At 55.4% G+C, this 23,562-nt stretch carries 18 protein-coding genes; 7 read left to right on the top strand and 11 right to left on the bottom strand.

The genetic code is table 11. From position 1 onward, the window contains the following. Nucleotides 1-428: 428 nt before the first annotated feature. On the top strand, nucleotides 429-1,595 hold the full coding sequence (locus tag BUE18_RS16705; RefSeq protein WP_073477336.1) for an aminotransferase class III-fold pyridoxal phosphate-dependent enzyme: 1,167 nt from the start codon (nucleotides 429-431) through the stop codon (nucleotides 1,593-1,595). A gap of 409 nt (nucleotides 1,596-2,004) precedes the next feature. Here BUE18_RS16705 and BUE18_RS16710 read toward each other — a convergent pair whose 3' ends face one another. From BUE18_RS16710 to BUE18_RS16730, 5 genes are all read right to left on the bottom strand, one after another. Beyond that, on the bottom strand, nucleotides 2,005-4,428 hold the full coding sequence (locus tag BUE18_RS16710; RefSeq protein ID WP_073477337.1) for an efflux RND transporter permease subunit: 2,424 nt from the start codon (nucleotides 4,426-4,428) through the stop codon (nucleotides 2,005-2,007). A 184-nt stretch (nucleotides 4,429-4,612) separates the two neighbouring features. Further along, nucleotides 4,613-5,233, bottom strand: coding sequence for a carboxymuconolactone decarboxylase family protein (locus BUE18_RS16715; protein ID WP_073477338.1), 621 nt, complete (start codon nucleotides 5,231-5,233; stop codon nucleotides 4,613-4,615). A 26-nt stretch (nucleotides 5,234-5,259) separates the two neighbouring features. Next, a complete protein-coding gene (locus BUE18_RS16720; protein WP_083611085.1) occupies nucleotides 5,260-5,859 on the bottom strand; it encodes a YceI family protein in 600 nt (199 codons plus the stop codon). Nucleotides 5,860-5,894: 35 nt separating this feature from the next. After that, nucleotides 5,895-7,067 (bottom strand): MalY/PatB family protein, encoded by a 1,173-nt coding sequence (locus tag BUE18_RS16725; RefSeq protein WP_073477339.1) that lies wholly within the window; start codon nucleotides 7,065-7,067, stop codon nucleotides 5,895-5,897. 79 nt (nucleotides 7,068-7,146) lie between these two features. Beyond that, nucleotides 7,147-8,316 carry an MFS transporter gene (locus BUE18_RS16730; protein ID WP_073477340.1) on the bottom strand — a complete coding sequence of 390 codons (1,170 nt, stop codon included), beginning with the start codon at nucleotides 8,314-8,316 and terminating at the stop codon, nucleotides 7,147-7,149. Nucleotides 8,317-8,564: 248 nt separating this feature from the next. On the opposite strand from BUE18_RS16730, the gene BUE18_RS16735 reads away from it, so the two are divergent. Beyond that, the gene (locus BUE18_RS16735; protein WP_073477341.1) at nucleotides 8,565-8,939 is read left to right on the top strand and encodes a hypothetical protein; all 375 of its coding nucleotides are present in this window, start codon (nucleotides 8,565-8,567) and stop codon (nucleotides 8,937-8,939) included. Between the two features lie 8 nt (nucleotides 8,940-8,947). Here BUE18_RS16735 and mutY read toward each other — a convergent pair whose 3' ends face one another. The 3 genes from mutY to BUE18_RS16750 form a co-directional block, all read right to left on the bottom strand. Then, nucleotides 8,948-10,057, bottom strand: a complete 1,110-nt coding sequence (gene mutY, locus BUE18_RS16740; protein WP_073477342.1) for an A/G-specific adenine glycosylase — start codon at nucleotides 10,055-10,057, stop codon at nucleotides 8,948-8,950. 46 nt (nucleotides 10,058-10,103) lie between these two features. Beyond that, on the bottom strand, nucleotides 10,104-10,511 hold the full coding sequence (locus tag BUE18_RS16745) for a hypothetical protein (protein ID WP_139264780.1): 408 nt from the start codon (nucleotides 10,509-10,511) through the stop codon (nucleotides 10,104-10,106). A 68-nt stretch (nucleotides 10,512-10,579) separates the two neighbouring features. After that, entirely contained in the window at nucleotides 10,580-11,206 is a 627-nt protein-coding gene (locus BUE18_RS16750) for a TetR/AcrR family transcriptional regulator (protein WP_073477344.1), read from the bottom strand. Nucleotides 11,207-11,424: 218 nt separating this feature from the next. Between BUE18_RS16750 and BUE18_RS16755 the strand changes: the two genes are divergently transcribed. From BUE18_RS16755 to BUE18_RS16775, 5 genes are all read left to right on the top strand, one after another. Then, the gene (locus tag BUE18_RS16755) at nucleotides 11,425-12,015 is read left to right on the top strand and encodes a chalcone isomerase family protein (RefSeq protein WP_083611087.1); all 591 of its coding nucleotides are present in this window, start codon (nucleotides 11,425-11,427) and stop codon (nucleotides 12,013-12,015) included. A gap of 235 nt (nucleotides 12,016-12,250) precedes the next feature. After that, complete coding sequence (locus BUE18_RS16760; protein ID WP_073477345.1) at nucleotides 12,251-12,811, top strand: SCP2 sterol-binding domain-containing protein; 561 nt, start codon at nucleotides 12,251-12,253, stop codon at nucleotides 12,809-12,811. Between the two features lie 89 nt (nucleotides 12,812-12,900). After that, nucleotides 12,901-14,739 (top strand): AMP-binding protein, encoded by a 1,839-nt coding sequence (locus BUE18_RS16765; protein ID WP_073477346.1) that lies wholly within the window; start codon nucleotides 12,901-12,903, stop codon nucleotides 14,737-14,739. A gap of 108 nt (nucleotides 14,740-14,847) precedes the next feature. Next, nucleotides 14,848-16,026 (top strand): thiolase family protein, encoded by a 1,179-nt coding sequence (locus tag BUE18_RS16770; RefSeq protein ID WP_073477347.1) that lies wholly within the window; start codon nucleotides 14,848-14,850, stop codon nucleotides 16,024-16,026. Between the two features lie 237 nt (nucleotides 16,027-16,263). Then, nucleotides 16,264-20,313, top strand: a complete 4,050-nt coding sequence (locus BUE18_RS16775; RefSeq protein ID WP_073477348.1) for a PAS domain S-box protein — start codon at nucleotides 16,264-16,266, stop codon at nucleotides 20,311-20,313. 28 nt (nucleotides 20,314-20,341) lie between these two features. Here BUE18_RS16775 and BUE18_RS16780 read toward each other — a convergent pair whose 3' ends face one another. From BUE18_RS16780 to BUE18_RS16790, 3 genes are all read right to left on the bottom strand, one after another. After that, a complete protein-coding gene (locus tag BUE18_RS16780) occupies nucleotides 20,342-20,683 on the bottom strand; it encodes a DMT family protein (RefSeq protein WP_073477349.1) in 342 nt (113 codons plus the stop codon). A gap of 299 nt (nucleotides 20,684-20,982) precedes the next feature. Continuing rightward, nucleotides 20,983-21,504 (bottom strand): hypothetical protein, encoded by a 522-nt coding sequence (locus BUE18_RS16785; RefSeq protein WP_139264781.1) that lies wholly within the window; start codon nucleotides 21,502-21,504, stop codon nucleotides 20,983-20,985. Between the two features lie 10 nt (nucleotides 21,505-21,514). Beyond that, nucleotides 21,515-23,317, bottom strand: coding sequence for a carbamoyltransferase family protein (locus BUE18_RS16790; protein WP_073477351.1), 1,803 nt, complete (start codon nucleotides 23,315-23,317; stop codon nucleotides 21,515-21,517). Nucleotides 23,318-23,562 lie beyond the last annotated feature (245 nt).

Raw genomic sequence — 23,562 nt, forward strand, 5'->3', positions numbered from 1 at the left:
GAATCGCCGGGGGTTTTGTTTTTTATGGCCGCCAGAACGGTTGTCTTTGGATTCAGCGCGGAGACCGCGCGACTACAATGGCGGGGAGACCTCGCAACTACGCAATGCATTGGTTCCAGTTTAGGTTTTTCGCCCGCCGACCATTCACAATCTTGAAAATCGCTGCAGGCCGCACCTTTTGTTGCTGGCGCAACCCAGACAACAAACTGCGTTGTCTGGGCCACCCTGCTTCAGCGAGGAAACCTCGCAACTACGGCGCGGGGGCCGCGCAACTACATAGCGAGGAGACCGCGCGGCTACAATTTAGAGGCGCGCCCCATATCTCAAGCAATGCCTTGCACCTTGCAAAGAAAGGCCATGCGCGTTATTGTGCAGAGCAGCCTTCAATCCGAATTCACGCCAACCATTAAGCCAACGCCGAGGGAGCTATGGATCACGTTTTTCAAAGCACAGGCCATGAACTGAAAATCCCCAACATCGTGGACAGCCGGGGGATGTATGTCTTTGATGACCAGGGAAAGCAATACATGGACCTGGAATCCGGGGTGTGGTGCATTTCAGCGGGGCATAACAATCCCCGGATTAACGTTGCCATGATTCAGAGAATCGGGACGCTTATGCACGCCGGATTCTGCTATTCCAGCGAAATCCTGGAGGAAGCCGCCCAGGCGGTCCTGAAAATCCTAGGTTTTGAAGACGGCAAGTGCGTTTTTCTCTGCTCGGGAAGCGAGGGCATAGAAATTTCTCGGCAGATATCCAAACACCTCACGGGAAAAAGCCTGTCCATGACGCTCCACGACTCCTATCTGGGTTCCTACGCTTCAGTGACGGATCGCAGCAAAGGGTGGTTTTTATTCAACTGGGACGCGTGTAAAACCTGCGATAAAATAGACTCCTGCGATCCCTCGTGCCGTTTGCTTAAGGAAATCCCGAAAGACGTTGCAGACTTTGTATTTGAGCCGGGAAGCTCGTCCGGGTTCGTCCGGTTTCCGCCCAAGGCCCTGATTCAAAACATTGTGGCAATCGTGCGCGGAAACGGTGGAAAAATCGTGATTAACGAAGTAACCACGGGCGTGGGACGCACCGGCAAGTGGTTCGGATATCAGCATTACGGCATCCAGCCGGATTTTATCGCCATAGGCAAGGGAATCGGCAACGGATATCCGGTGAGCGTCGCGGCCCTAAGCAAACCGATTACCGAAGAACTGGAAGAAAAACCCTTCCATTACGCCCAATCCCACCAGAACGATCCTTTGGGCGCCTCCGCAGCCAACGCAGTCATCAAGGAGATTGAAACCAAGGGCCTGATAGAAAACGCCGAAAGGATGGGAAGGCTGCTTTTACCTCAACTGGAAGCCTTTGTGGACAATGAAATTGTTTTGGAGGTCCGGGGAAGAGGCTTGATGTTCGCCGTGGACATGATCGACGCCGAAACAACCAACGCCGTGTATTCCGATTTGATCGAGCAGGGATATATCGTTGGCAACCGGGGGACGTCTTTCCGGATCGATCCGCCGTTGATCGTGACCGAGGAGGATTTGAACGGGTTTATTGAGGCGTTTAAAGGGGTTTTGGAGGCGAGAAGACCACGGTAGGAAAACGCATGACTACCTTTGGCGCGGGGGCCGCGAAACTAGGGCGAGGAGACCTCGCAACTACAGGACAACGGTTTCAGGGAAGAATTTCCGCTTGTATAGCGCCTCCGATTCCTGCTGGCTTTCTTGGCAGTTTTTTTTTAGCGCGGGGACCGCGCAACTACGTTATGCATCGGTTTCAGTTTACCCTTTTTCGTCCGCCGACCATTCTTAGTTTCGAAAATCGCTGCAGGTCGCACCTTTTGTTGCTGGCGCAACCCAGACAACAAACTGCGTTGTCTGGGCCACCCTAAAAGCAGGGCAAGCCCTGCGGCAACAATGGCGTGGGGACCGCGCGAAAAAGCGAGGAGACCTCGCAGCTACAATGCGCGGGAGCCGCGCGGCTACGGAACCGCAGATACAACCCCTTCTAATCTTTTTTAAATCCCCTTGTCAGGACGATCATGAGGGCCGGAGCCAGGGTGAAGTCCGCAGCCAATGCCACCAGGATGACCAGGCCGGTGAAAAATCCGAACTGAACCATGTGGAGCAGGGTTCCGGACAGGAGCACAAAAAAGCCGGCTGAAAGCACGAGGGAGGTGATAAGCAAGGCCCTGCCCGTGCCTAAAAAGGTTTCCCGAACCGCTTTGTCCACATCGCCCGTCACCTGGTGGTATTTACGGAAATTGTAGATGAAATGCATGGTGTCGTCCACCACAAGGCCTATGGCGATGCTGCCTATCATGAGGGTGTTCATGTTCAGGCTGATATGAAAGGCGGCCATGATGCCCATGATCATCAATATGGGCAGGAGGTTGGGAAACATGGCGATGAGGCCGGTTTTTACGTCGCCGACCAAGAGAATCATCATGGCTGTGATAACCACAAAGGCTACTACGTAGCTTCTGGCCATGCTGTACAGGGCGGCGGGGATGGTCCGGGCCATGACCGGCATGAGCCCCGTGATGTTAATCGACGCCCTGCCCTCGAACATCTTGTCCAATTTGCCTTTCCATTCCCTGACAAAGTCGTCGAAAATCACCGAGTCCACCCAGTTGGTTTTGACCGTAATCCGGGCTTTGGAAAACTGCTGATCCACGATGCGCTCCAGGTCGTCGGATCCGCTGTTTTCAAACAGCAAAAGCTCCTGGGCGATAAGCTCCTTGTCTTTGGGGATGGAATAATGAGCCGGGTTGTTCTCGTGCAAGGCCTGGTTGGTTTCCTTGACCACGTTGACGATGGAGAGCGTCTTCCCGACTTTCAGCTCGGGATGCTCATAAACCATGAACTCTTCGCTCACCTTGTCCATGTCACCCAGGAGGTCCGGCGCCTGGATTCCGTTTTCCCGCCCGGTGTCCACCACCACTTCCATGCTTACGGTTCCCTGGAGGTCCTTCTCGATTTTGTTCAGGTCAATGTATACCTGCATGTCTTTGGGAAAATAATCCACAATGGCGTCGGAAAAATGGAGGGTGAAGCAAAGCCAGGCGGAAGCCGCAAAAAAAACGGCCGATACGGCGATAATAGCGACGGGCCTCTTAAGAGAAAAATCAGCGAACCATAGCAGCACTTTTTCCATGCCCTTGTTGGACGGTTTGATGGGCCGGGGCTTGACTGTCACCAGGGCCAGCATGGCCGGCAGCATGATAACGGTGAGCAGCAAGGCCAGCATAACGCCGAAGGCGGCGAAAATGCCCATTTCGGCGATGGCGGTCAGTTCGGCGGTGGAAAAGGATAGAAGCCCGGCGGCGGTGGTCATGGACGTCATGACAATGGCCAGGCCTGAGTGGCCCAGGCTGTATGCAATGGCGTCCTCCTGGTCGTCGCCCAGGTCGATTCGGCGGTAAAACACGGCCAGGATGTGCACGGAGTCGGCCAGGCCAACGGCGACCAGGAAGGCGGGGATGGCCGTGGTGGTCATTTTAAAGGGCACGTTGGTCATGGCCATGAGGCCTATGGTGCAGAACGCCGATGACAGAACAATAATCAAAGGCATAATCACGCCGGAAAATCGCCGGAATAGAAAAAACAGCAGAAAGGAGTTCAGGAACGTGGTGAAGATCATGCAGTTCCGGGTGTCTGTAAGCGTGGATTCGTTGAATACGTCCAGAATCACGGGCCTGCCCGTGGCCGCTACGTTGAAGTCAGGCGCTCGGAATCTATCCAGCAGCTTGTCCACCGCCAGCACCACCTCCCGGTTTTGCTCCACCGTAAAATAGCGCTTTGGCTTGCCGCCTGCGTCCTCCGTTTTTACGGGGGCGGGGTCCTCAAAGGCGTCAAAGGCCTGATCAAAGGCTTCCCCTCCGGCCGGAGCGTCAGCGTAGGCCTCGGTTTCTATGAGCAGGGCGGTAACGCGGCCGTCTTCGGACATGATGTGATTCCGGTACAAGGGGCTGGACATAACCCTCTCCCGGAGGTCCTCCATGGTCAGGCCGTTTTCCGGCCAGTCTTCCAGGAGGTCTTCCACAATCAGGGAGTCGCCCTCGCCCCGGGTGTTGCGGATGTTCACCAGGCTGGTGACTTCCCGCACGTAGGGAATTTCGTCTTCCAGGGCATGGTGCAGGTCCCGGAGCTTTTCCAGAAAATCAGGATCGAAAATCTCCGGCGGCTCCACGGCGATAACCATCATTTCCGCACGGCCGAACTGATCCCGGAACTTGTTATAGGCTATTCGGATGGGGTCGTTTTCCCGGAGCATGGCCTCCGAAGAGGTGTCCACGCCCAGGTTGGGAACCTGGATGAAAAAGAACAGGCAGAAGACCAGGGAGGCGGCCAACGTTTTTTTGGGATTTTCGTAAATCCAGCGCCCCAGGCGGCTGAACATATGTTCAATGCGGCTTCTTATGCCGGACATAAGGCCTCACGGGAGTTTTCAAACACGACAGTCTGAAATGCAGCAAAAGGTGAATAGGAGCGGAAAATTTATCAATCGGACGAATTTTATATATGGAACAGGCCTTGGGTTCAAGAATATTCTTGAACTTCCTTAAATTATCGGCGGGAGTCGACTCCCTGCCCCGACTCCCGGCCCAGGATTTTCAGGCGGCGCAACGGTTCAGGCTGAAAAAACCCGCGCAGGCGTCGGAAGCCGCTTCCGCAGCCTGGGCGGCCTTGCACCGGGCCGCCAACACGGCATTGGTCAGGAGGCCTTCCACCGGGCCGCTCAGGCAACTGAGGGCGCCTTTGCGGGGTTCGGGCGTTTCCTTCTCCAGGTACGGAACTGCAAACAGATAGTTGCTGGTGTAATTGGCCATTTTCATCATGCGGCAGATTTTTTGAATATAGTCCCTTTCCTCCGGGGTGTAGGCCTTTTCAAAAGCCTGGGCGTTTTTTCCCGTAGGCGTCTCGCCGCGCAGCACGGCCCAGTCCCTTGCCCAACGCAAGGCCAGCCATTCCTTTTTGGGGTAATCTTTTTTATACAGGGTGACCAGCTTTTGGATGTCATCCTCGCTCAGGCCGGCCCGCAGCCCCACCAGGGTGTGAACCTTGCTGCAGACGCCGCAATTATTGGCGATGGACACGCACAGGATGATTTTCTCCCGAAACTTGGGGTCCATCTTTAGAAAGGTCCCTGCAAAGGTGGGGCCTTTGAACATATTGGCGGCCGTCATGGCGGCGTCTCCCACGGTTTCGAAGGTGCGCATTTGTATGTCTTTCATAGTTTTCCCCTCCAAAAAAATAAGGCCTATTCTTTTTTGATTCCCTCGATGGACAAGCAAACCTTGACCTCGTCCCCCAAGAGGCCGTTCAGTCCATAAACCATGCCGAAGTCGCTCCTTTTAAGCATAAATTCAGCGCTGAATCCGACACGCGCTTCTTTCTGCATGCCGAGCCCCACGCCGGTTTTAGTCACTTCAAAGGTCATGTCCCTGGCCGTCCCCGCCATGGAAAACACGCCCTGGACTTCGTACAGGCCTTCTGCGATTTTCTCCACCCGGGAGCTTTTGAAGCTCATGTCTGGATAGTCGGCGGCTTTAAAGAAGTCCTTGCTCTTAAGGTGGTCGTCCCGCATCTTATTGCGGGTGTCCACTTTTTTAACGGGTATGGTCAAGGCCACCGAACAGGCGTCAGGGTTGTTTTCGTCCAGGACGATTTTGCCCTCTATGACATTGAACGAGCCGTAAAACATAGCCACGCCCAGATGCTCTATTCCGAATATGGCCGAGGAGTGGACGGGGTCCACCTCGTAAACGTCGGCGGCCTGGGCCTTTTGCAGGGGGATGAAAACCAGCCCCAGGGCGATTAGGGCTGCAAAGAAAGCGGATTTGACTGTGAATGCCTTCATGGTCGACCTCCTTTGTTAATATTTTATCATGAAATTCAGGCGAAAGCCTTAATTAACCGTTCCAGGGCCTGTTCCACCGTGAGTCTGGGGCAGGCGAAGTTCATGCGCAAATGGTTTTCCCCGCCCGGGCCGAAGGTGTCACCGTGATTCAGAGCCAGCCTGGCCTCTTTTTCCACTTTTCGGACGATTTCATCCATGGGCGCGTCCATGCCGGAAAAATCCAGCCAGGCAAGGTAGGTTCCTTCCAGGGGCATGCTTTTTACCGCCGGGAGCCTGCTTTCCAGGACCTTGGCGATGAGGTTTCTGTTTTCCTCCAGGTAAAGAAGCAGGGCGTCCAGCCAGCCTTCTCCGTGGTTATAGGCCGCCCTCGCAGCTATGGGCCCGAACCGGTTGGGCAAAAACATACCGCATTTGTAAAGATGGTCTTTGAACTGCTTGCGAAGTTCTTCATTGGCGATGATCACATTGCCCGTCATGGTTCCGGCCAGGTTGAAGGTCTTGGACGCGGAGGTGCAAACGATGACCTTATCCTGCAGTTCGGGCGACAGGGAGGCCAGGACGGTGTGCTTTGCGCCGGAATACACCAGGTCGTGGTGGATTTCGTCGGAAACCATGAGGATGTCCCGGGAAAGGCAGATTTCGGCCAGAGCTTCCAGTTCCTCTTTGCTCCACACCCTGCCGCCGGGATTGTGGGGGCAGCACAGGATGATCATGCGGGTTTGGCCGTCGGCCTGGCGTTTTAGGTCGTCCAGATCCATGACGTATCGGCCGTTTTCCTTGACCAGGCGATTGTTGATAACCTGGCAGCCGTTGGCGGCGACGGCGAATGCGAACGGATAGTACACGGGGGTCTGGATGATCACCTTGTCGCCGGGCTTGCAAAAAGCCTGAATCAGCATGTTGACGGCCATGACGACCCCGTGGGTCGTAGATATCCAGGACGGCTCGATGCTCCAGCTATGGCGACGGGCCATCCAGTTCACAATGGCCTGTTTGTACTGCCCGGAGTCGGCCCAATAGCCGTGGACGCCATGCTCCATTTCCCATTTAAAGGCTTGAGCCACTGCCGGGGGAGGCCGGAACTCCATGTCCGCCACCCACATGGCTATACCGTCGCCCGGGGAGACGCCGTAATGCTCTTCCATACCGTCCCATTTTTCGCACTGGGTTCCCCGGCGGTCTATTATCCGGTCAAAATCATAGGGCATGATCGAATTCCTTTACTGCCTGCGCTGTTTAAACCATATCCTTCAGAGTAGCACGGGCCCGATTGGGAGGGCAACGGATTCATGAGCACGGTTCCCGCGGCAGCAAAATAGAGGCCGCAGCGGCTAAGAGGGCGCCGGTCATAAAGGCTGCGGCCATTCCCCAGGCGTGCCAGATCATGCCGAAAATCAGGCTGGCCGGCAATGCCGCAAGGCCTACGGCGGCGTGGTAGAAGCCAAAGGCCGCGCCGCAAAGCTCCTTGGGCGCCATGTCCGCCACCCAGGCTTTTTCACAGGGCTCGGTAAGCCCGTAATATACTCCATAGAGCAGGAACAAAGCCACAATCCATCCCGGGCTGCTTGCAAAGGCGAAGCAAAAATAAACCGCCGCATAAAAAATCCAGCCGGCCAGGATCATGCGCCGTCTGCCCAAACGGTCGGAAAAGCGGCCGCCCCAATAGGTTGCAATGGATTTGATCACGTGATGCAGAGACCACAACCCTGCTATCCACGGGCCGGAAACGCCGGCCGCGGAAAGTTTAAGCAGAATGAACGCATCCGTGGAGTTTCCTAATGTGAAAATAACAACCGATGTAAGCAGCCGCCTGTAATCAGGCCCCAGCCTTTTCCAATCATGCTTGGAAAAAGGAGGAGCGCAGGCGTCCTCTTCGGGCTCTTCACCCTTCGGGTCCTTTACGCCAAAAGCAATGAGCGCAATGACCACCATGGCCGGGATGGCCGCCAGCAGAAAAACATGGCGCAATCCAAGCCCCAGGACCGAAAGTAAAAAGGCCGCCGCCAAGGGCCCCGCAACAGCCCCGGAGTGATCCATGGCCCGGTGAAAGCCGTACGCGCGTCCCCGCATTTCCGGTTTGACGCTCATGCTGATGAGAGCGTCCCGAGGAGAGGTTCGCAGACCTTTGCCCACCCTGTCGAAAAATCGGGCGGCCAGAACCAGGGGCCAGGCCCAGGCAAGGCCGATAAGAGGCCTTACCAAGCCGGACAATCCATATCCGCTTAGAATCAGGGGTTTCCTTTTATTCCAGCGGTCTGCGGCTATTCCCGAGACCGCCTTCAAAATGGACGAAGCCGACTCGGCCACTCCCTCCACCACGCCCAAAGCCACGGCGCCCGCCCCCAAGGTCGAGGACAAGAAAAGGGGCAGCAGCGGGTAAATCATCTCGCTGGACAGGTCGTTGAAAAAGCTGACCAAGCCCAGGACGAAAACGGTTTTTGGCAGTTTACTCCTCATGGCGGGCGTCCTGTTTAAGATTAGGGTTTTGCATGGGGCGTTCCATGCGTTTTGGCATAAATAAAATTAGAGGCCTGTCTTGTCAATTGTGCTGTTGCTGTAATTGCCTCGTTACGAGGGAGCCGGTCTAACGGTTTTAATGGCTTGGCAAAATCCCCCGCATCGTGTAAAAAATGCGTGGGCATGGTTGGTCTTGCCCAAAACTGAATCGAGACATTTTGAGCAGTGCGCAGTTTGCAGGAGGATCAATGACGGAAGAACCGCAAGTGACGGTGGACACCCTTGCATCGTATTTCAAAGCCAAACACAAGGTCGGCTATTATTCTCTGATTTTGGATGAATGCCGCAATCGCATCAGAACCCACCCCGAAGAATCTTTGGGCGTTTTGGCCAGGAATTACAAGGAATTGGACCTGGACCACGATTTGTGCTTTGAGTTTATCGGGGACGCCATTTTGTATTTGGTGCACAAGCCCGAAAAACTGGAAACGGTCGAGTCTGACGGAGCTATTGAGCAAATGAAGTCGGATATCGGCATGACGCCCAAGTATTATGAAAAAATGAAGCAAAGAGCCGAGGCCTTCTGGATGAAGGAAATGCCCGAGGACAGCAGCGACTGCTGACGGCTAAATCAAACCGGAACCCCGTCTTTCATGAGCATTTGAATGAGCCTGCGGTCGGCCGAAGGAAAGGCCAGGCCGTCCAGTTCTTTAGGCAGGACCCACCGGATCTCCTCCGCGGCGTGGAGGGCCGGAGTTTGAGCCGGCTCTTTCATGGAGCACCAAAACACGTGCAGCCGCACCCTAAAACGGGTGTATGCATGCTGGATGACCGTAATTTTTTCCCCGCACTGGATATCGATCTCCAACTCTTCGGCGAACTCCCGCACCAGGGCTTGCTCCGGGCTTTCTCCGGAATTCAGCTTGCCGCCGGGGAATTCCCATAAGCCCGCCATCAGCCCTTTGGGCAGCCTTTTTTGAATCAGAATTTTTCCGTCCCTAACGCACACCCCGGCCGAAACCTCCAGAGCCTGGGTCTTCTTTTTGGGGGGCAGCACAGGCCGGGAGTCCACGGTTTGCTCTTTTAGCGCCAGGCAATGAAGGGAAACCGGGCAGCCCGCACAGTCCGGATTTTTTGGGGTGCAAACCAGAGCGCCGAGCTCCATGAGGGCCTGATTGAACAAACCGGCCTTGCCGCTTGGGATGAGAGACTCGGCGGCGCCGCGGATTTCCCTGGCCGCGGCGGTTTGCTCCACGGGCTTTTCCATGTCCAGAATCCGGGCGAAGACCCGCTTGACGTTGGCGTCCACCAGGGGGACGTCCTGGTTATAAGCGATGCTGCATACGGCCCCGGCCGTGTACGCCCCAATGCCGGGGAGCTCCAGCAGGCCCTTGTAAGTCCGGGGCATGCGGCCGTCCAGTTTGTCCATGATTTCTTTGGCGGCTTTGTGCATGTTCCTGGCCCTGGAATAATATCCCAGGCCCTCCCACATTTTGAGGACGTCGTCCAAAGGGGCCCCGGCCAGAGAGGATATATTCGGGAAAGCAGCCAACCAGCGCAAAAAATACGGAATAACAGTCTTTACCTGAGTCTGCTGCAACATGATTTCAGACGCCCAGATTGCGTAGGGATCGGAGGTTCTGCGCCAGGGCAGATCCCGGGCGGCTTCCTCGTACCACCGGAGCAAAGAGCGGGAAAAGTCCTTGGAAGGGAGTTTTTGGGGGGCGTTTTTTTCGGGCATTATCTTCTCCCTTGCACAGCTTGCTTTTTAACCGGGACGGATTCGCCTACGGCCCTATGTAGTCGCTTAACGGGCCGGCGATATCCGCCAGATAGACCAACTTTCCGTCTTCCCTTTCCACAAATGCGATATTGGGAAAGTTGCTTTTAAGCAAAATGTACAAGGGAGAACAGGTAAGCAGCGCAGAGTCCGGGCTGTCCTGATGTTCACAGGCTTGGGCCGCGCTCAGGAACAAAAATACCAGGCGCTCCCGGTCCTCGGGGCTCAACCTGGCGGCCGAGTCCGGGACCACATAGGAGGAAAGGTAATCCACGGGATGCAGGGCGGCGTCATCAACAAGCTCGTCCGAAACATGGAAGGCCGGGGCGGAAGGGCTTTCCTGGGCGACAGCAGGGGCGCCTCCCAAACAGATCAGGGCGGATAGCAGTGCAAGCAGGGTCTTGTATCGAATCATGGTTCCGTAAATCTTTTTTCCAAGCCCGGATGGCCGGGCCGGGGGCTTTATCAAAGCAGGCCAACACGTCACTTGCCTTTCGGCTGGTATGGCTTCACAAAAATTCCGGGTGCGAAAACCGCCGTGATCTCCTCGGTGGTTTTGTTGATGTCCAGGGGCTTGGCCTTACCCGCGTCGCGGCTGTAAAAGTGATAGGCCGTGCTTAACAGGGCGCCTGTCAACAAATTGGCTGTCAGCTCCACGTTAAGGTCCCGGCGCACATGCCCGTTGTCTATACCCAACTTCAGGTCTCCAATCAACAGGCGGATGATTCTTTCTTCAAATCGCTTGATCACGGAGGCCATTTCGCCGGGCAGCCCCAGGCCCACGCGCAGGGCGATGTTGCACAAATCCTTGTCCTGGGAGAAAAAAAACAGAGTCCGCTTAATGCGATGCCGAAAATAATTCACGGGGTTGACCACATCCAGGTCCAGATCGGCCGCGGCCAGGGAGATGCTCTCCTCCCACAGGGAATAGTACTCCTCCGCCAAGGTGACGAACACGTCCTCCTTGTTGGCGAAATACTGGTAGATCGTGCCCCGGGCTATTCCCGCGTCCTTGATGATGTCCGATATTTGGGTCTGATAATAGCCGTTGCGGGAAAACAGTTTCTTCGCCGAAGCCAGGATGAGTTTTTTGCGTTCTTCGGGTTTCATAGTCTTTTGGAGGCCAACCTTTCCATATTTTTTACCAAGCCGAGAAAAAGCGCTTGTTTTGCAGGATATTTTCCATTGACTTTTACGGGCGAGGCCCATATAAAGATTTTTGACTGACACCTCAGTCTATTCTCAGATGGTGGCATATTCCCACACCTGTGTCAACAAACCCGTCAATTTTTTCGAGAGTATTTTTCAAGCCTTGAGGGGGGTATCTCATGAAAAAAGTTCGACAATTGTCCAGTTTTATTTTCATCCTGTGCCTGCTTTGCGCTTTGACCGCGCCTGCTTTTGCGAAGGACTTTCATGGCTGGCCCCTGCCTGATAAAATGCCGGCGGACGAAAGTACGGACCTGGTTTTAAACGGGGCCGGATTCCGGACCAAGTTTTTGCTGAAAATTTACGTGGGTGCCTTGTACCTCACGCACAAGGAAACGGACGCAAACAAAATCATCAACGCCGACGAGTACATGGGCGTCAGGATGCACTTCACGTTCCGGAAGGTCGGGCACGACACTTTGGTGGAGATCCTGAATACAGGCTTCGACAAAGCCACGAACGGCGACACTTCCGGCATTCAGAGCCAGATTGACCATCTTTTCGCCCTGCTGCCCCAGGAGTTCTGCAAGAACGACATCGTGGACCTCTTATATGTTCCTGGCAGGGGCATAGTCACCCACATCAACGGCAAATACGCAGGCGAGTGCCCGGGCCTGGATTTCAAACAGGCGGTTTTCGCCATTTGGCTTGGCGACGAGCCCGTGACGGAGAAGCTGAAGGCCGAGATGCTGGGCATAGAGACTTCCTAAAAAAGTGTACATGCGGGGAATCCGCGGCTGGAGCGGGTTCCTGGGCGACGGTCCTTTAACGCAGGAAGGGGGGGGATTGGCCGGCCTTGGTCAACGCCGGGGCCGGCCCGATCTTTTGGAAGCGACGGCCGGGATAAAATGTACGGGTGTACAAAAAAATCATTGACACGGATTTCCGGGTCCGTGTATAGACTGACACGTCAGTCTATACTAACCCAAACAAGGAGGATCCGACATGAACATCCCTAACAACATTTCCATCAAAGAGCTTTTGACCGAGTATTCTCCCAAAATGGCCCAGGAAATGCTGGCCGATTCCGGCAAGGCTGCGGAGCTTGACGGCACCCTGTTCAAGCTGGTGGTCGACGTTGACGGCGACAAGTACAGTTATCAGGTCACGAACGGCAAGGAGTTTGATGTTCAAGAGGCGGACTTGGATTCCGCCCAGGCGCGGGTCATGATTTCCAAGGAGGATTTGGAAAAAATGATCGCCACCAACAATCTGGACATGCTTTTAGGCATCCAGAACGATCTTTCCCGGGCCAAGTACGAAGCCCTGAGCCGTGTGAAGGGATGCATGGTGGCTGAGTTGGAGAACGACGACGGCTCCAAGTTCACCATCCGGGCCGTGTTGAATGAAACGGAAGCCCCCACGGCGACCTTTAAGATGAAAACCACAGATTCCGCCGCTTTGGTGCGCAAGGAGACTTCCCCGGTGACCTTGTTCATGGGCGGCCAGATGAAGATTGAAGGCGACATGGCCTTTGCCATGTCCACCCAACCGTTGTTTACATAAGGAAGGGCGCGGGCCGGGGCGGAGCATGATCCGCCCCGCCGCACTCCGGGGGGCCCTTCCCAAAGCCGCAAAGGAGGATGTCCGGTCACATGTCACAGTTACCCTGGTTAAATGAATACAAGGTTTTTGGAATCCCCGAAACATGCGGGCCGTATCCGGAGGAGCCGGTATACGACATTTTGGAGAGGGCCGCCAAACGGTTTAAGAAGACCGGTCTGATTCAGTTGGACCACAAGATGAACTATCCTCAGGTGAAAGACCATGTGGATCGCCTTGCCACGGCCCTGGCTGGTTTGGGCCTGAAAAAAGGCGACCGCGTTGCTACGGTTCTTCCCACCTCCATTCAATTCGTCTTGGCGGACTACGCCATATCCCGGGCCGGCCTGGTGCATATTCCCAGTTCCTCCCTGGAGCCGCCCCACACCTTGGAGCACAAGTTCTCCATGGGGTCCCCCCGGGCCATCATCTGCGACAGCACGGTGGACTCGGCCGTGGAGGCTGCGCATAAAACCGGTGTGGAGTTCATCATCAAGACCAAGCTGGAGGATTATTCGGACAACCCGCCGGTCCACGAGAAGGCGGAAGGCTTTTTGTGGATGACGGACCTGATCAAGGACAACGATCCCGAGCCGCCCGAATTGACCTTTGACGTGACCAAGGACCTGGAGACCCTGCTGTTCACGGGCGGCACCACGGGCCTGCCCAAGGGGTGCATGCTGACCCACCGGAACATTTACGCCAACGCCATGCAGAGCATGGCCGCGCTGGGCAAGGCGGCCTGGCTGCTGGAAGGCGCCATCACTGTGTTGCTGGGGCTGCCTTTGTTTCATTCCTACGGGCATATTGTCATGCACACCATGACGCTCCAGGGCGCGAACCAGATATTGATCCCCGACGCCAGGGACACGGAGTCCATGATCCGAATGATGGAGAAATACAACCCCATCATTCAGGTGGGCGTTCCCACGCAGTTCCTGAACATGTCCGGCGATGCATTAAAAGGCCGGGGCATTTTGGGGATGTCGGGCTCGGCGCCTTTGCCTCCCAGCACCCAGAAATCCTTTGAGGAAAAATCCAGCGGCGGAATCATGGAAGGCTACGGGCTGAGCGAAATGAGCCCGGTCACGCACCTTAACACCTCCTTTTTACTCCGGGTGTTGGGCGGCCGCGTTCCCGTGCGCATGAACAACGCCTTTTTAGGAATCCCCGGAGTGACCCCCGCGGCGAACTGGTTTTTAAGGCTGTTGGGTCCGGCCGCTTTGGGCCGGATTGCGGGCAGAGGCCTGGCTTTGATCGTTCGGTCGACGTCCAAAAAGAGCCAGGAAGGCAAAACCAAGGAAAAAAGAGGCACGGCGGGCATTCCGGCTCCGGACACGATCGTGAAATTCCTGGACGTAAACACCGGCCAAGAACTATCCATGGACGACATGCTGGAGGGAAAAAGGGGGGAAATGTGCCTGAAAGGCCCCCAAAGGATGCTTGGTTACTGGCCTGATCCGGGCGCGGGCATGGATGATGAGGGATTTATCCGGACCAGCGACGTGGTAGAGGTTGACGAAAACGGATATTTCTATATTGTAGACCGTACCAAGGACATGATAATTGTCAGTGGGTACAAGGTCTATTCCAGGGAAGTGGATGATCTGTTATACTCCCACCCTGATATTGCAATGGCAGCCACCATAGGAGTCCCGGACCCTGAGCGGGAAGGCAGCGAGCGTGTGGCGGTCTATGTGCAGCCCAAGCCCGGCAGGGAAAACGAACTCACGGAAGACGGCGTGAGGGAGTTTTTGCGGGAGCGGGTGGCCAAGTATGCAGTTCCCAAGTTTGTCCGCATCGTGGATGAAATGCCTCTCACGGAAGTCCAGAAGATGAATAAAAAGGCATTGCGTGAGCAGGCTATCAATGAATTTGCCCAAAGCCAATAGGGTGATGTTCGCTAGGGCATAATACCCGGACGCCGGTTTGGGGGGAAACCTGGTTTTCGGGAACGGGTATATGGCACATCCAATCAAACAACATCAAGGAGGAGCAGCATGGAAGAAGCAGTATTTATCGATGGGTTAAGGACCCCCAACGGCAGGGCGCATTTTGAAAAAGGCTGGTTCAGGAAACTGCGTCCCGACGAGTTGCTGACCAAAGTATACGACGCGTTGTTCGAGAGAAATAAGGCTGTCAAGCCTGAAGACGTGGACGCAGTCCTGGTGGGCTCGGCCAACATCTCCGGCATGCAGAATGATATCGGCCGCCTGGCATGGCTGGCCGGCGGATACCCCGAAAGCGTGGGAACCAACACCCTGACCAACCAGTGCCCTTCGGGCATGGCGGCCACCATGCACGCAGCCCGCGCCATCATGAGCGGGGAAGCGGACATCATGATCGCCGCCGGCGTGGAAGACATGGAAAAGGTCGGCATGGGCGCCAACATGGATTTTCCTCCCCGCCTGATGGAACGTTACAACATCATGGACATTCCCATGGGCGCCACGGCGGAAAAGGTCGCCGAGCAATACAACATCGCCCGGGAAGACATGGACAACATGGCTATCTGGTCCAACAAGAAAGCCTGTGAAGCCCGCGACGCCGGCAAGTTCGCCAACGAAATCGTGCCCGTCATGGGTCATGACATGGAAGGCAACGAGTTCCTGGTGGACAAAGACCAGTGGATTCGCGACAAAATGGATCCTGAAAAAATGGCCGCCATGCAAAGCCCCTTCAAACCGGGCGGAGTGGTGACCGCAGCCACCTCCTCTCCCCTGACCCAGGGCGCCTGCGCCCTGCTGATGATGAGCAGGAAAAAGGCCGACGAACTGGGCCTGTCCTACACTTACAAATACAGCGCCGGCGTGTTTGCAGCCTGCGATCCCACGGTGATGGGCATCGGCCCCATCGTGGCCGTTGAAAAGCTCTTCAAAAAAACCGGCCTGACCCCCGAAGACATCGGCGCCGTGGAACTGAACGAGGCTTTCGGAAGCCAGGCCCTGGCCTGCATCCGCGAACTCAAGCTGGACAAAGACAACGCGCCTTTTGACAAGGTCAACCAGTGGGGCGGCGCCCTGGCTCTGGGACATCCCCTGGGAGAATCCGGCGCTCGCATCCTGGTGACCCTGCTGAACGTGCTCAAGACCGATTGCCCGGACGCGAAATATGGCCTGGCATCCCTGTGCGGCGGCTTCGGCAACACCGCAGCCGTGCTGGTGGAAAAGGTTTCCTAAGGATCGATTCGCTTCCCATTCGGGAAGTCGTCAAACCATTTAAAGCGCCGGCCCGGTTCTCCCGGGACGGCGCTTTTTTTTGTCCGTCTGCAGTTCCGCATTTTTTTGCCTTTCGCCGCTGATTCCTTTTCGTTTTTAGAACGGTTTTTGCATGCCCTCATCCTGAGCATAGATTTAGAACCGAGTTTTGTTTCCGTAACAAGAGATTGGTTTGCACTGCAAACAGCAAGGGATATTATGGGGCGGCATCCTGGAAAAATTCTGATCGTAGACGATGAGTTGGTCATTCGAAAAAGCCTTCGCCTGGCATTGGAGGACGAAGGGTACGAGGTTCAAGAGGCGGAAAACGGCCAGGACGCGTTGGTCATGGTCAACAAAAATCCGCCGGACTGCATCTTGCTTGATCTGCGCATGCCGGCCATGGACGGATTGGTGGTGCTGGCGAAGGTTTCGGAGGAATATCCGCTGATTTCAGTGGTCATTGTTTCCGGGGCCAGCTCCACGAACAACATTTTAAACGCCTTGCGTCTTGGGGCGTGCAATTACATCTCCAAGCCCATTGAAGATCTGGACTTCCTGTCCCATGCGGTCAAGAACGCGGTGGAGAGATCCCGCCTTTTAAAGGAAAACAAGGATTACCAGAAATCTTTGGAGGCTTTGGTGGAAGAGCGCTCCCAAAAACTAAGGGAGTACGGGCGGCGATTGGATCATGTGGCGCACGCCACCCGGCACTTTGCCGGATGCCAGGATTTGGATGGGCTTTCGACGGTGATTCTGAGGGCTTTGTCGGAAAATCTCAACGTACAGGACGCGGTCCTTTTTTTTAAAAAAGGGGATCTGCTGGAACCCATGGCGATCCGGGGATTCGAAAACATAAGAAATTGCATGGCAAGGAATTTTGACGCCGCTTCCCTTCCCTCCCGTTTAATGAAAGTCAAAGCCCCCTCTCTTTTAAATGAGCCTTTGGAATTGGAAAACTGCAGCGGCGCCAGGGCATGCATCCAAGGGCCCAGCTTGGCCTTCCCGCTGGTGGATTCAAACTCCGACACGCACGGCGTGGCCATTCTGGCGGGCAAGAAAGCAGGAGCTTTTGATGAACTGGACCAGGAAATGGGAACGCTCATCCTATCCCATGCTTTAGAGTCCATCGGCGTGGTCATCGCTTCTCAGGCGTTGAAACGGAGCGAGGAAAGATACCGCCAGCTTGTGGAAACCATGAACGATGGGCTGGCCATCATTGACGTGAACGGCCGGCTTACCTACGCCAACCCCAAGCTGTTGGAAAAAAGCGGATACACCTTTGACGAGATGCAAAAAATACGCATTTCGGATATTTTTGATCCGAACAACAAGGGCGTCTGGAAAAGTCATATGGCGCTGCAAAAACAGGGTTTGGGAGATCAATTTGAAATAAGATTGGTTCGGAAGGACGGCGGCGTGATTGACGCCCTCATATCCCCCCAACCCTTGTTCACTTCCGAAGGGGAATATCGCGGCAGCCTGCTGGCGGCCACGGACATCACCGCCAGAAAAATGGCGGAGAGAGCCTTGCAAAAAAGCGAGGAGCAGTATCGCGAGTTGGTGCAAAGCGCCAACAGCATTATTATGAAGACCGACTCCCAGGGCCGCATCACCTTGTTCAACGAGTACGCCCAGAAATTTTTCGGCTATTCCGCGGAAGAGGTGCTTGGGAAATCGGTGCTGGAAACCATTTTGCCCAAAGAGGACTCCCTTGGCCGGGACATGGTTTCCATGGTGGAAAAAGTTTTTGAGAATCCCGACCTGTTCAGAATCAACGAGCATGAAAACAAAAAGAAAAACGGAGACCGGGTCTGGGTCATGTGGACCAACAAGGCCATCCGGGATGAGCAGGGCGAACTTGTAGAGGTGCTAAGCATAGGCAGCGACATTACCTCCCGGCGCATGATGGAGCAGGCCATCAGGGAAAGCGAAGAAAGATTCCGCTACCTGGCGGATGCGACCCACGAAGCCATCCTCATAGCCGAGGAAGGCGTCTGCCTTATGGCCAACCAGGCTGCTTCCGACATGTTCGGGTATTCGCTCCAGGAGCTTGTGGGGGACTCCTGCCTCAAGTTGTTTGCAGGCGAAGGCCGAACCGACCTGAACATCCTGGCGAATATGTACGCAGGCCCCCCCAAGGAGACCCTGGCCCTGCGCAAGGACGGCTCCAGCTTTCCCGTAGAAGTGAAAAGCAATGCCATGCAGTACCGGGACAAAGAGGTGACGGTGCTGGCCATTCAGGATATCACGTATAAAAAACGCTCGGAACAAGCCCTTAGGTATGCGGCCGTAGAGCGCGCCGCCAATAAGGCCAAAGGGGAGTTCCTGGCCAATATGAGCCACGAAATCCGGACGCCCATGAACGGCATCATCGGCATGGCTTCCCTTTTGGAAGACACCCCCCTGGACAACGAACAAAAGGACCTGCTGCAAACCATCAGTTCCAGCGCCGAAAGCCTTTTACGCATTATTAACGATATTTTGGACTATTCAAAAATCGAGGCCGGCAAGCTGGATCTGGAGCACATTGAGTTCGATCCGCGGAGCACCGTGGAGGACGTCACCGCGCTGATGGCCAAGACGGCTGAGCAAAAGGGCCTGCAAATAACCAGCCTGATAAGCCATAAAGTCCCGTCCAAAGTGGTGGGCGATCCGGGGCGCCTGCGCCAGGTGCTTATGAACCTGACGGGCAACGCCATAAAATTCACGTCTAAAGGGGAGGTCATCGTCCGGGCCTTAGTCGATGAGGAAGACCGGGGCGGGCCGACGCTTCGCTTTGAGATCATCGATACAGGCATCGGCGTGCCCCAAAGCCGGCTTTCCAGCCTGTACGAGTCCTTTACCCAGGCGGATCCATCCACCACAAGGCGCTATGGCGGCACGGGCCTGGGCCTGACAATATCCAAGCAGCTGTGCCGGTTGATGGGCGGCAAAATCGGTGCGGAAAGCAAAGAAGGGGAAGGCTCCCTGTTCTGGTTTACAATGAAAATGGAAAGGCCGCAGCACATGGACGTTGCGCCTCCCGCGCCCATAAGTTTGCAAGGCAAAAGAATCCTGCTGGCCGACGCCAGGCACATCAACCGGGTGGCATTGACGGAGATGTTCCGCATGTGGCGCTGTCAGGTGGAGCACGCCGCCTCGGGAAAAAAATGTTTGGAACTGCTGCGCCAGGCAGCGGAGCAGGGACGGGAGTTTGATTGTTTGATCTTGGACTACTCCCTGGCGGACATGGAAGGCATTGAACTGGGAAAAATTATCCTGCACGATCCGTCTTTAAACCATAACCAGATAATTCTGGCGGCGCCGCCCGGCATGCTGGGCGAAGGAAGCAAGCTGAGGGAGATAGGCTTTGCCGGATATCTGACCAAGCCGTTCCGGCATTCCCAACTAAAGGATATGCTTTTGGCAATCCTGGCCAAGGAAGACAAAGCCCAGGCCGGGGAAAGCCGTAAGATGGTAACCCGCCACACCCTGATGGAAAACAGCAGGATGCGCGTTCTTTTGGTGGAGGATCAGCTGGTCAACCAGAAGGTGGCTGTAAAAACCATACAAAACATGGGCCATGGGGTGGTGGTGGCCGACAACGGACAGGAAGGCGTGGAAGCATTTAAGAACAACGCGTTCGACATTGTGTTCATGGACGTTCAAATGCCCGTGATGGACGGCTTGGCGGCCACCGCGGCCATCCGAAAGCTGGAAAGCGAAGAAGACCGGCCTCGAACCCCTATCATCGCCTTCACCGCCCACGCCATGGAAGGGGACAAGGAGCGCTTTTTGTCCGCCGGCATGGACGACTACGTAACCAAGCCTTTGAACAAAGACGCTTTGACGCGCGTCATGGAAAAGGCGGCGAACCGGGGTTTTGCGGCGCCGGAGGACGCCGCCCCTTTCCCCGCCGGGGAACCGGACCATGCAGAGCCCTTGGACATGGCGCAAACCCTGAAAAATTTTGAAAACGATGAAGCCCTGCTTAAGGAATGTTTTGACTATTTTATTAAAGATTCCGGGAAAATGATTAACAAAATCCGGCGGCTGCTGGTCCAGGACGAGGAAGGGGAGCTGTACAAAACCGCCCACGCGTTAAAGGGCGTTCTGAGCAACTTTGCTGTTTCTAAGGCCCAAAGATTGGTCTTGAACCTGGAAACCCAGACAAGAAAAGGCGATTTGGAAGGCGCAAAAGAAACCTTTCATGACCTGAGGCAGGAAATTTTAAAGATTATCGCCTACATGTCCGCCTGCTCGGAGGGAAATTTTTTTAAGCAATAAGGAGAGCGCCGCCATAAATTCGGAGAAATCATCCTATATTGCGGAACATAAAGAAAGCGGCCCCGGCCAGGCAGAGGCTGGCCCAAAGAAAGTCCCAGGTCAGTTTTTCGCGCATGTAAAAAATGCAGAACAAGGCGAAAACGCCCATCGCCAGGATTTCCTGAATTACTTTTAACTGGGGAAGGGAGAAGTATCCTGAGCCCAGGCGGTTGGCCGGAACCTGAAGGCAGTATTCAAAGAAGGCGACGCCCCAGCTAATCAGGATCACAAACAAAAGAGGCCTGGCCCGAAAGTCCTTCAGGTGTCCGTACCAAGCGTAGGTCATGAACACGTTGGACATCACAAGCATTAAAACGGGTAAAACGCGCATAACCACACCCTAAAAAAAACCTATTGCCGCCAAAACTCCACAATGCCCCTGCCCCCCGTTTCCGGAAAGGCCTGAGTTGAGGGGGCGCGATCCTCATCTCATCGGACGCCTGGCCGATTTGGGCATCCAGACCGGAGATAAGGTCATGTCTCCTCAACTCCCTCGCCGTATTTCTCCTGTGCTGAACCGCTTTCGGCATAAAGCAAGAAGAGCCGGATACTCCCGGCCGGAAATATTGTCAATTGGAAAAGTCGGTTGCGCTCTGCTTCGTGTAAAAATTTTTCTATCGGAAAATTTGGTCAGTACCGTTTGGGATATCTTTCCCGGGGTTGGGCGGGTTCTTTGCGGTCGATCCAGTAGGTTTGGGCGTTTTTGTCCGGGTGCAGGGGGAAGGGGCTGCCGGAAACCAATCTTTTTAAAAGGGCGATGGGCGTAATGACCAAAAACCAGGCCAGGGCGAGAAAAAAGGCGTTGATAAAGGCGCCGAATCCCTTGGCCGCGCCGGTCCAGGAGGCGTGAAGCAAGGCCGAGGCCCTGGGAGCGGCCGCGCACAAAAAGCCGGCCAGGGCGAACACGCCGAAAAAACCGGCCAAAAAATCCCGATGCCGCCAGAACGCCAGGCCGCACAGGCAGGCGAACAAAGGCAGGGCGATCAATCCGAACTTGCGGATTTCCCTGGGTGAGGAGGCTTCAGCGCTCACAATCAATCCTATGGAGAAAATTCCCAGGACCGCCAGCCCGCCGGCCGATTTATAGGAATCCAGGGCCAAAACCGCGGCCAGGCCCAGGCAGCTTATTGTCAGCGCGGCGATTCCGTTCATTTGCCGCGGCTTAATCCGGCTTGGCATAGGCGCCCTTGCGGCCTCCCTGGTAAGGAGGCTGCTCCTCCTTGTACAGAATGTTGTTTTCCATGACCAGCACGTCCATTTCGGTCTTCATAAAGCAATTGTAGGCCTGCCTTGGCGTGCACACGATGGGCTCTCCCCGGACGTTGAAGCTGGTGTTGACCATGACCGGGCAGCCCGTGTGGTTTTCAAACTCCTTGATCACATCGTAAAAATCCGGTTTGTCATTCCTGGAGACCGTCTGAACCCTGGCGGAGTAGTCCAGGTGGGTTACGGCGGGTATGCCGCTTCTGGGCTGTTTGAGCCGCTCCATCATGGACTTGGAGGATAATCCCGGGGCCATGGGCAAGCGCTTGTCCTCACGGAGCGGCGCCGTAAAAAGCATGTAGGGGCTTGGCCGGTCCAGGTCAAAGTATTCGGCGGCTTTTTCCTCCAGGACGGCCGGGGCGAAAGGCCGGAACGACTCTCTGAATTTGATTTTTTTGTTCATGACCTGCTGGGTTCGGGGATCTCGGGGGTCCCCCAGGATGCTCCGGGCGCCCAGAGCCCGGGGGCCGAACTCCATGGCGCCCACCATGTATCCCACAATCTTGCCCTGGGCGACATGCTGAGCGGTGACCCACGCCCGCTCCATGTCGTCGCAGCGATGAAAGGGGTATTGGTTTTTATCCAAAAAGGCCCGCACCTCCTTATTGGAAAAGGACGGTCCAAGATACGGCCCTTGCCAGGCGCTTCCGGTTCTATCCTCTTGGCAAACCCGATGCCAGACCGCCAGGGCGGCGCCCAAGGCGGAGCCTGCATCGCCCGCCGCCGGTTGCACCCAGATGTTTTCGAACAATCCCTGTTGCACTATTTTGGCGTTGGCCGCGCAGTTAAGCGCAACTCCGCCGGCCAGGCACAGGTTTTTCTCCCCGGTCTCCTTGTGGACGTGGGCGGCCATTTTAAGGGCGGCTTCCTCCAGAACGGCCTGGATGCTGGCGGCAAGGTCCATTTCGCGCCGGGTGATTTCGGTCTCGGGCTTGCGGGGCGGACCGTCAAAGAGTTGAGCAAATTTTTCGCCGGTCATGCGCATGGCGGAAAGATAGTCGAAAAAGGCCATGTTCAGGCAAAGGGATCCGTCTTCCTTCAGGTCCACAAGCTCAGTGAGGATCAGGTCTTTGTATTTGGGTTCTCCGAAGGGGGCCAGGCCCATGAGCTTGTATTCGCCGGAGTTGACCTTGAACCCGCAAAACGCTGTGAACGCAGAATACAGGAGCCCCGGGGAATGGGGGAAATGCATTTCCTTGAACAAGCGGATTTCGCGGCCTTGTCCCGCGCCGTAGCTTGCCGCGGCCCACTCCCCCACTCCATCCATGGTCAGGATGGCGGCGCTTTCAAACGGGGAGGGATAAAAGGCGGCTGCGGCATGGGCTTCGTGGTGCTCTGTGAAAAGCACCGGGCATGTGCAGCCGAGTTTTTTTTTAATGACCCGGGGCGTGTGCAGGTTTCGGCCAAGCCATTTGGGCATGGCTTTCAGCCAGGGAAGCAGGCCGAAAGGCGCGGTCGCCAAAGCGGTCATGAGCAGGCGGTCGAAGGTCAGGAAAGGCTTGTCGTAAAAGACGACGCAGGTAAGGTCCCGGGCTTGTATTCCGCCTTTTTTCAGGCAGAAGTCCACGGCCTTTTCCGGAAATCCGGGATCGTGCTTTATCCTGGAAAAGCGCTCCTCCTGGGCTGCGGCGGTAATCCGGCCGTCCATGAGCAGACAGGCTGCGCTATCGTGATAAAATGCGGAAATTCCGAGAATATTCATAAATTTTGATTTAGGGAAGCGGTAACCCTGAAGCGGGAGTCCTGACGACGTTCGGCCTTTTGTCAATCGCGGATCCACCATAGCATTTTTATATAAAAAATGAAAGGATGATATGCTTTTTTAGCAAGTTATAACCTTCCAAAACTTGTGGAAGCGGGCTGCAAAGATGCGGAATGAACTCCGGCCCAATTCCACATCCCCAGAAATACCGCCAAATCCAGTTTCTATGACGGCGCCGGCGTAAA

The sequence above is a fragment of the Desulfatibacillum alkenivorans DSM 16219 genome (assembly GCF_900142135.1).
Taxonomy (GTDB): domain Bacteria; phylum Desulfobacterota; class Desulfobacteria; order Desulfobacterales; family Desulfatibacillaceae; genus Desulfatibacillum; species Desulfatibacillum alkenivorans.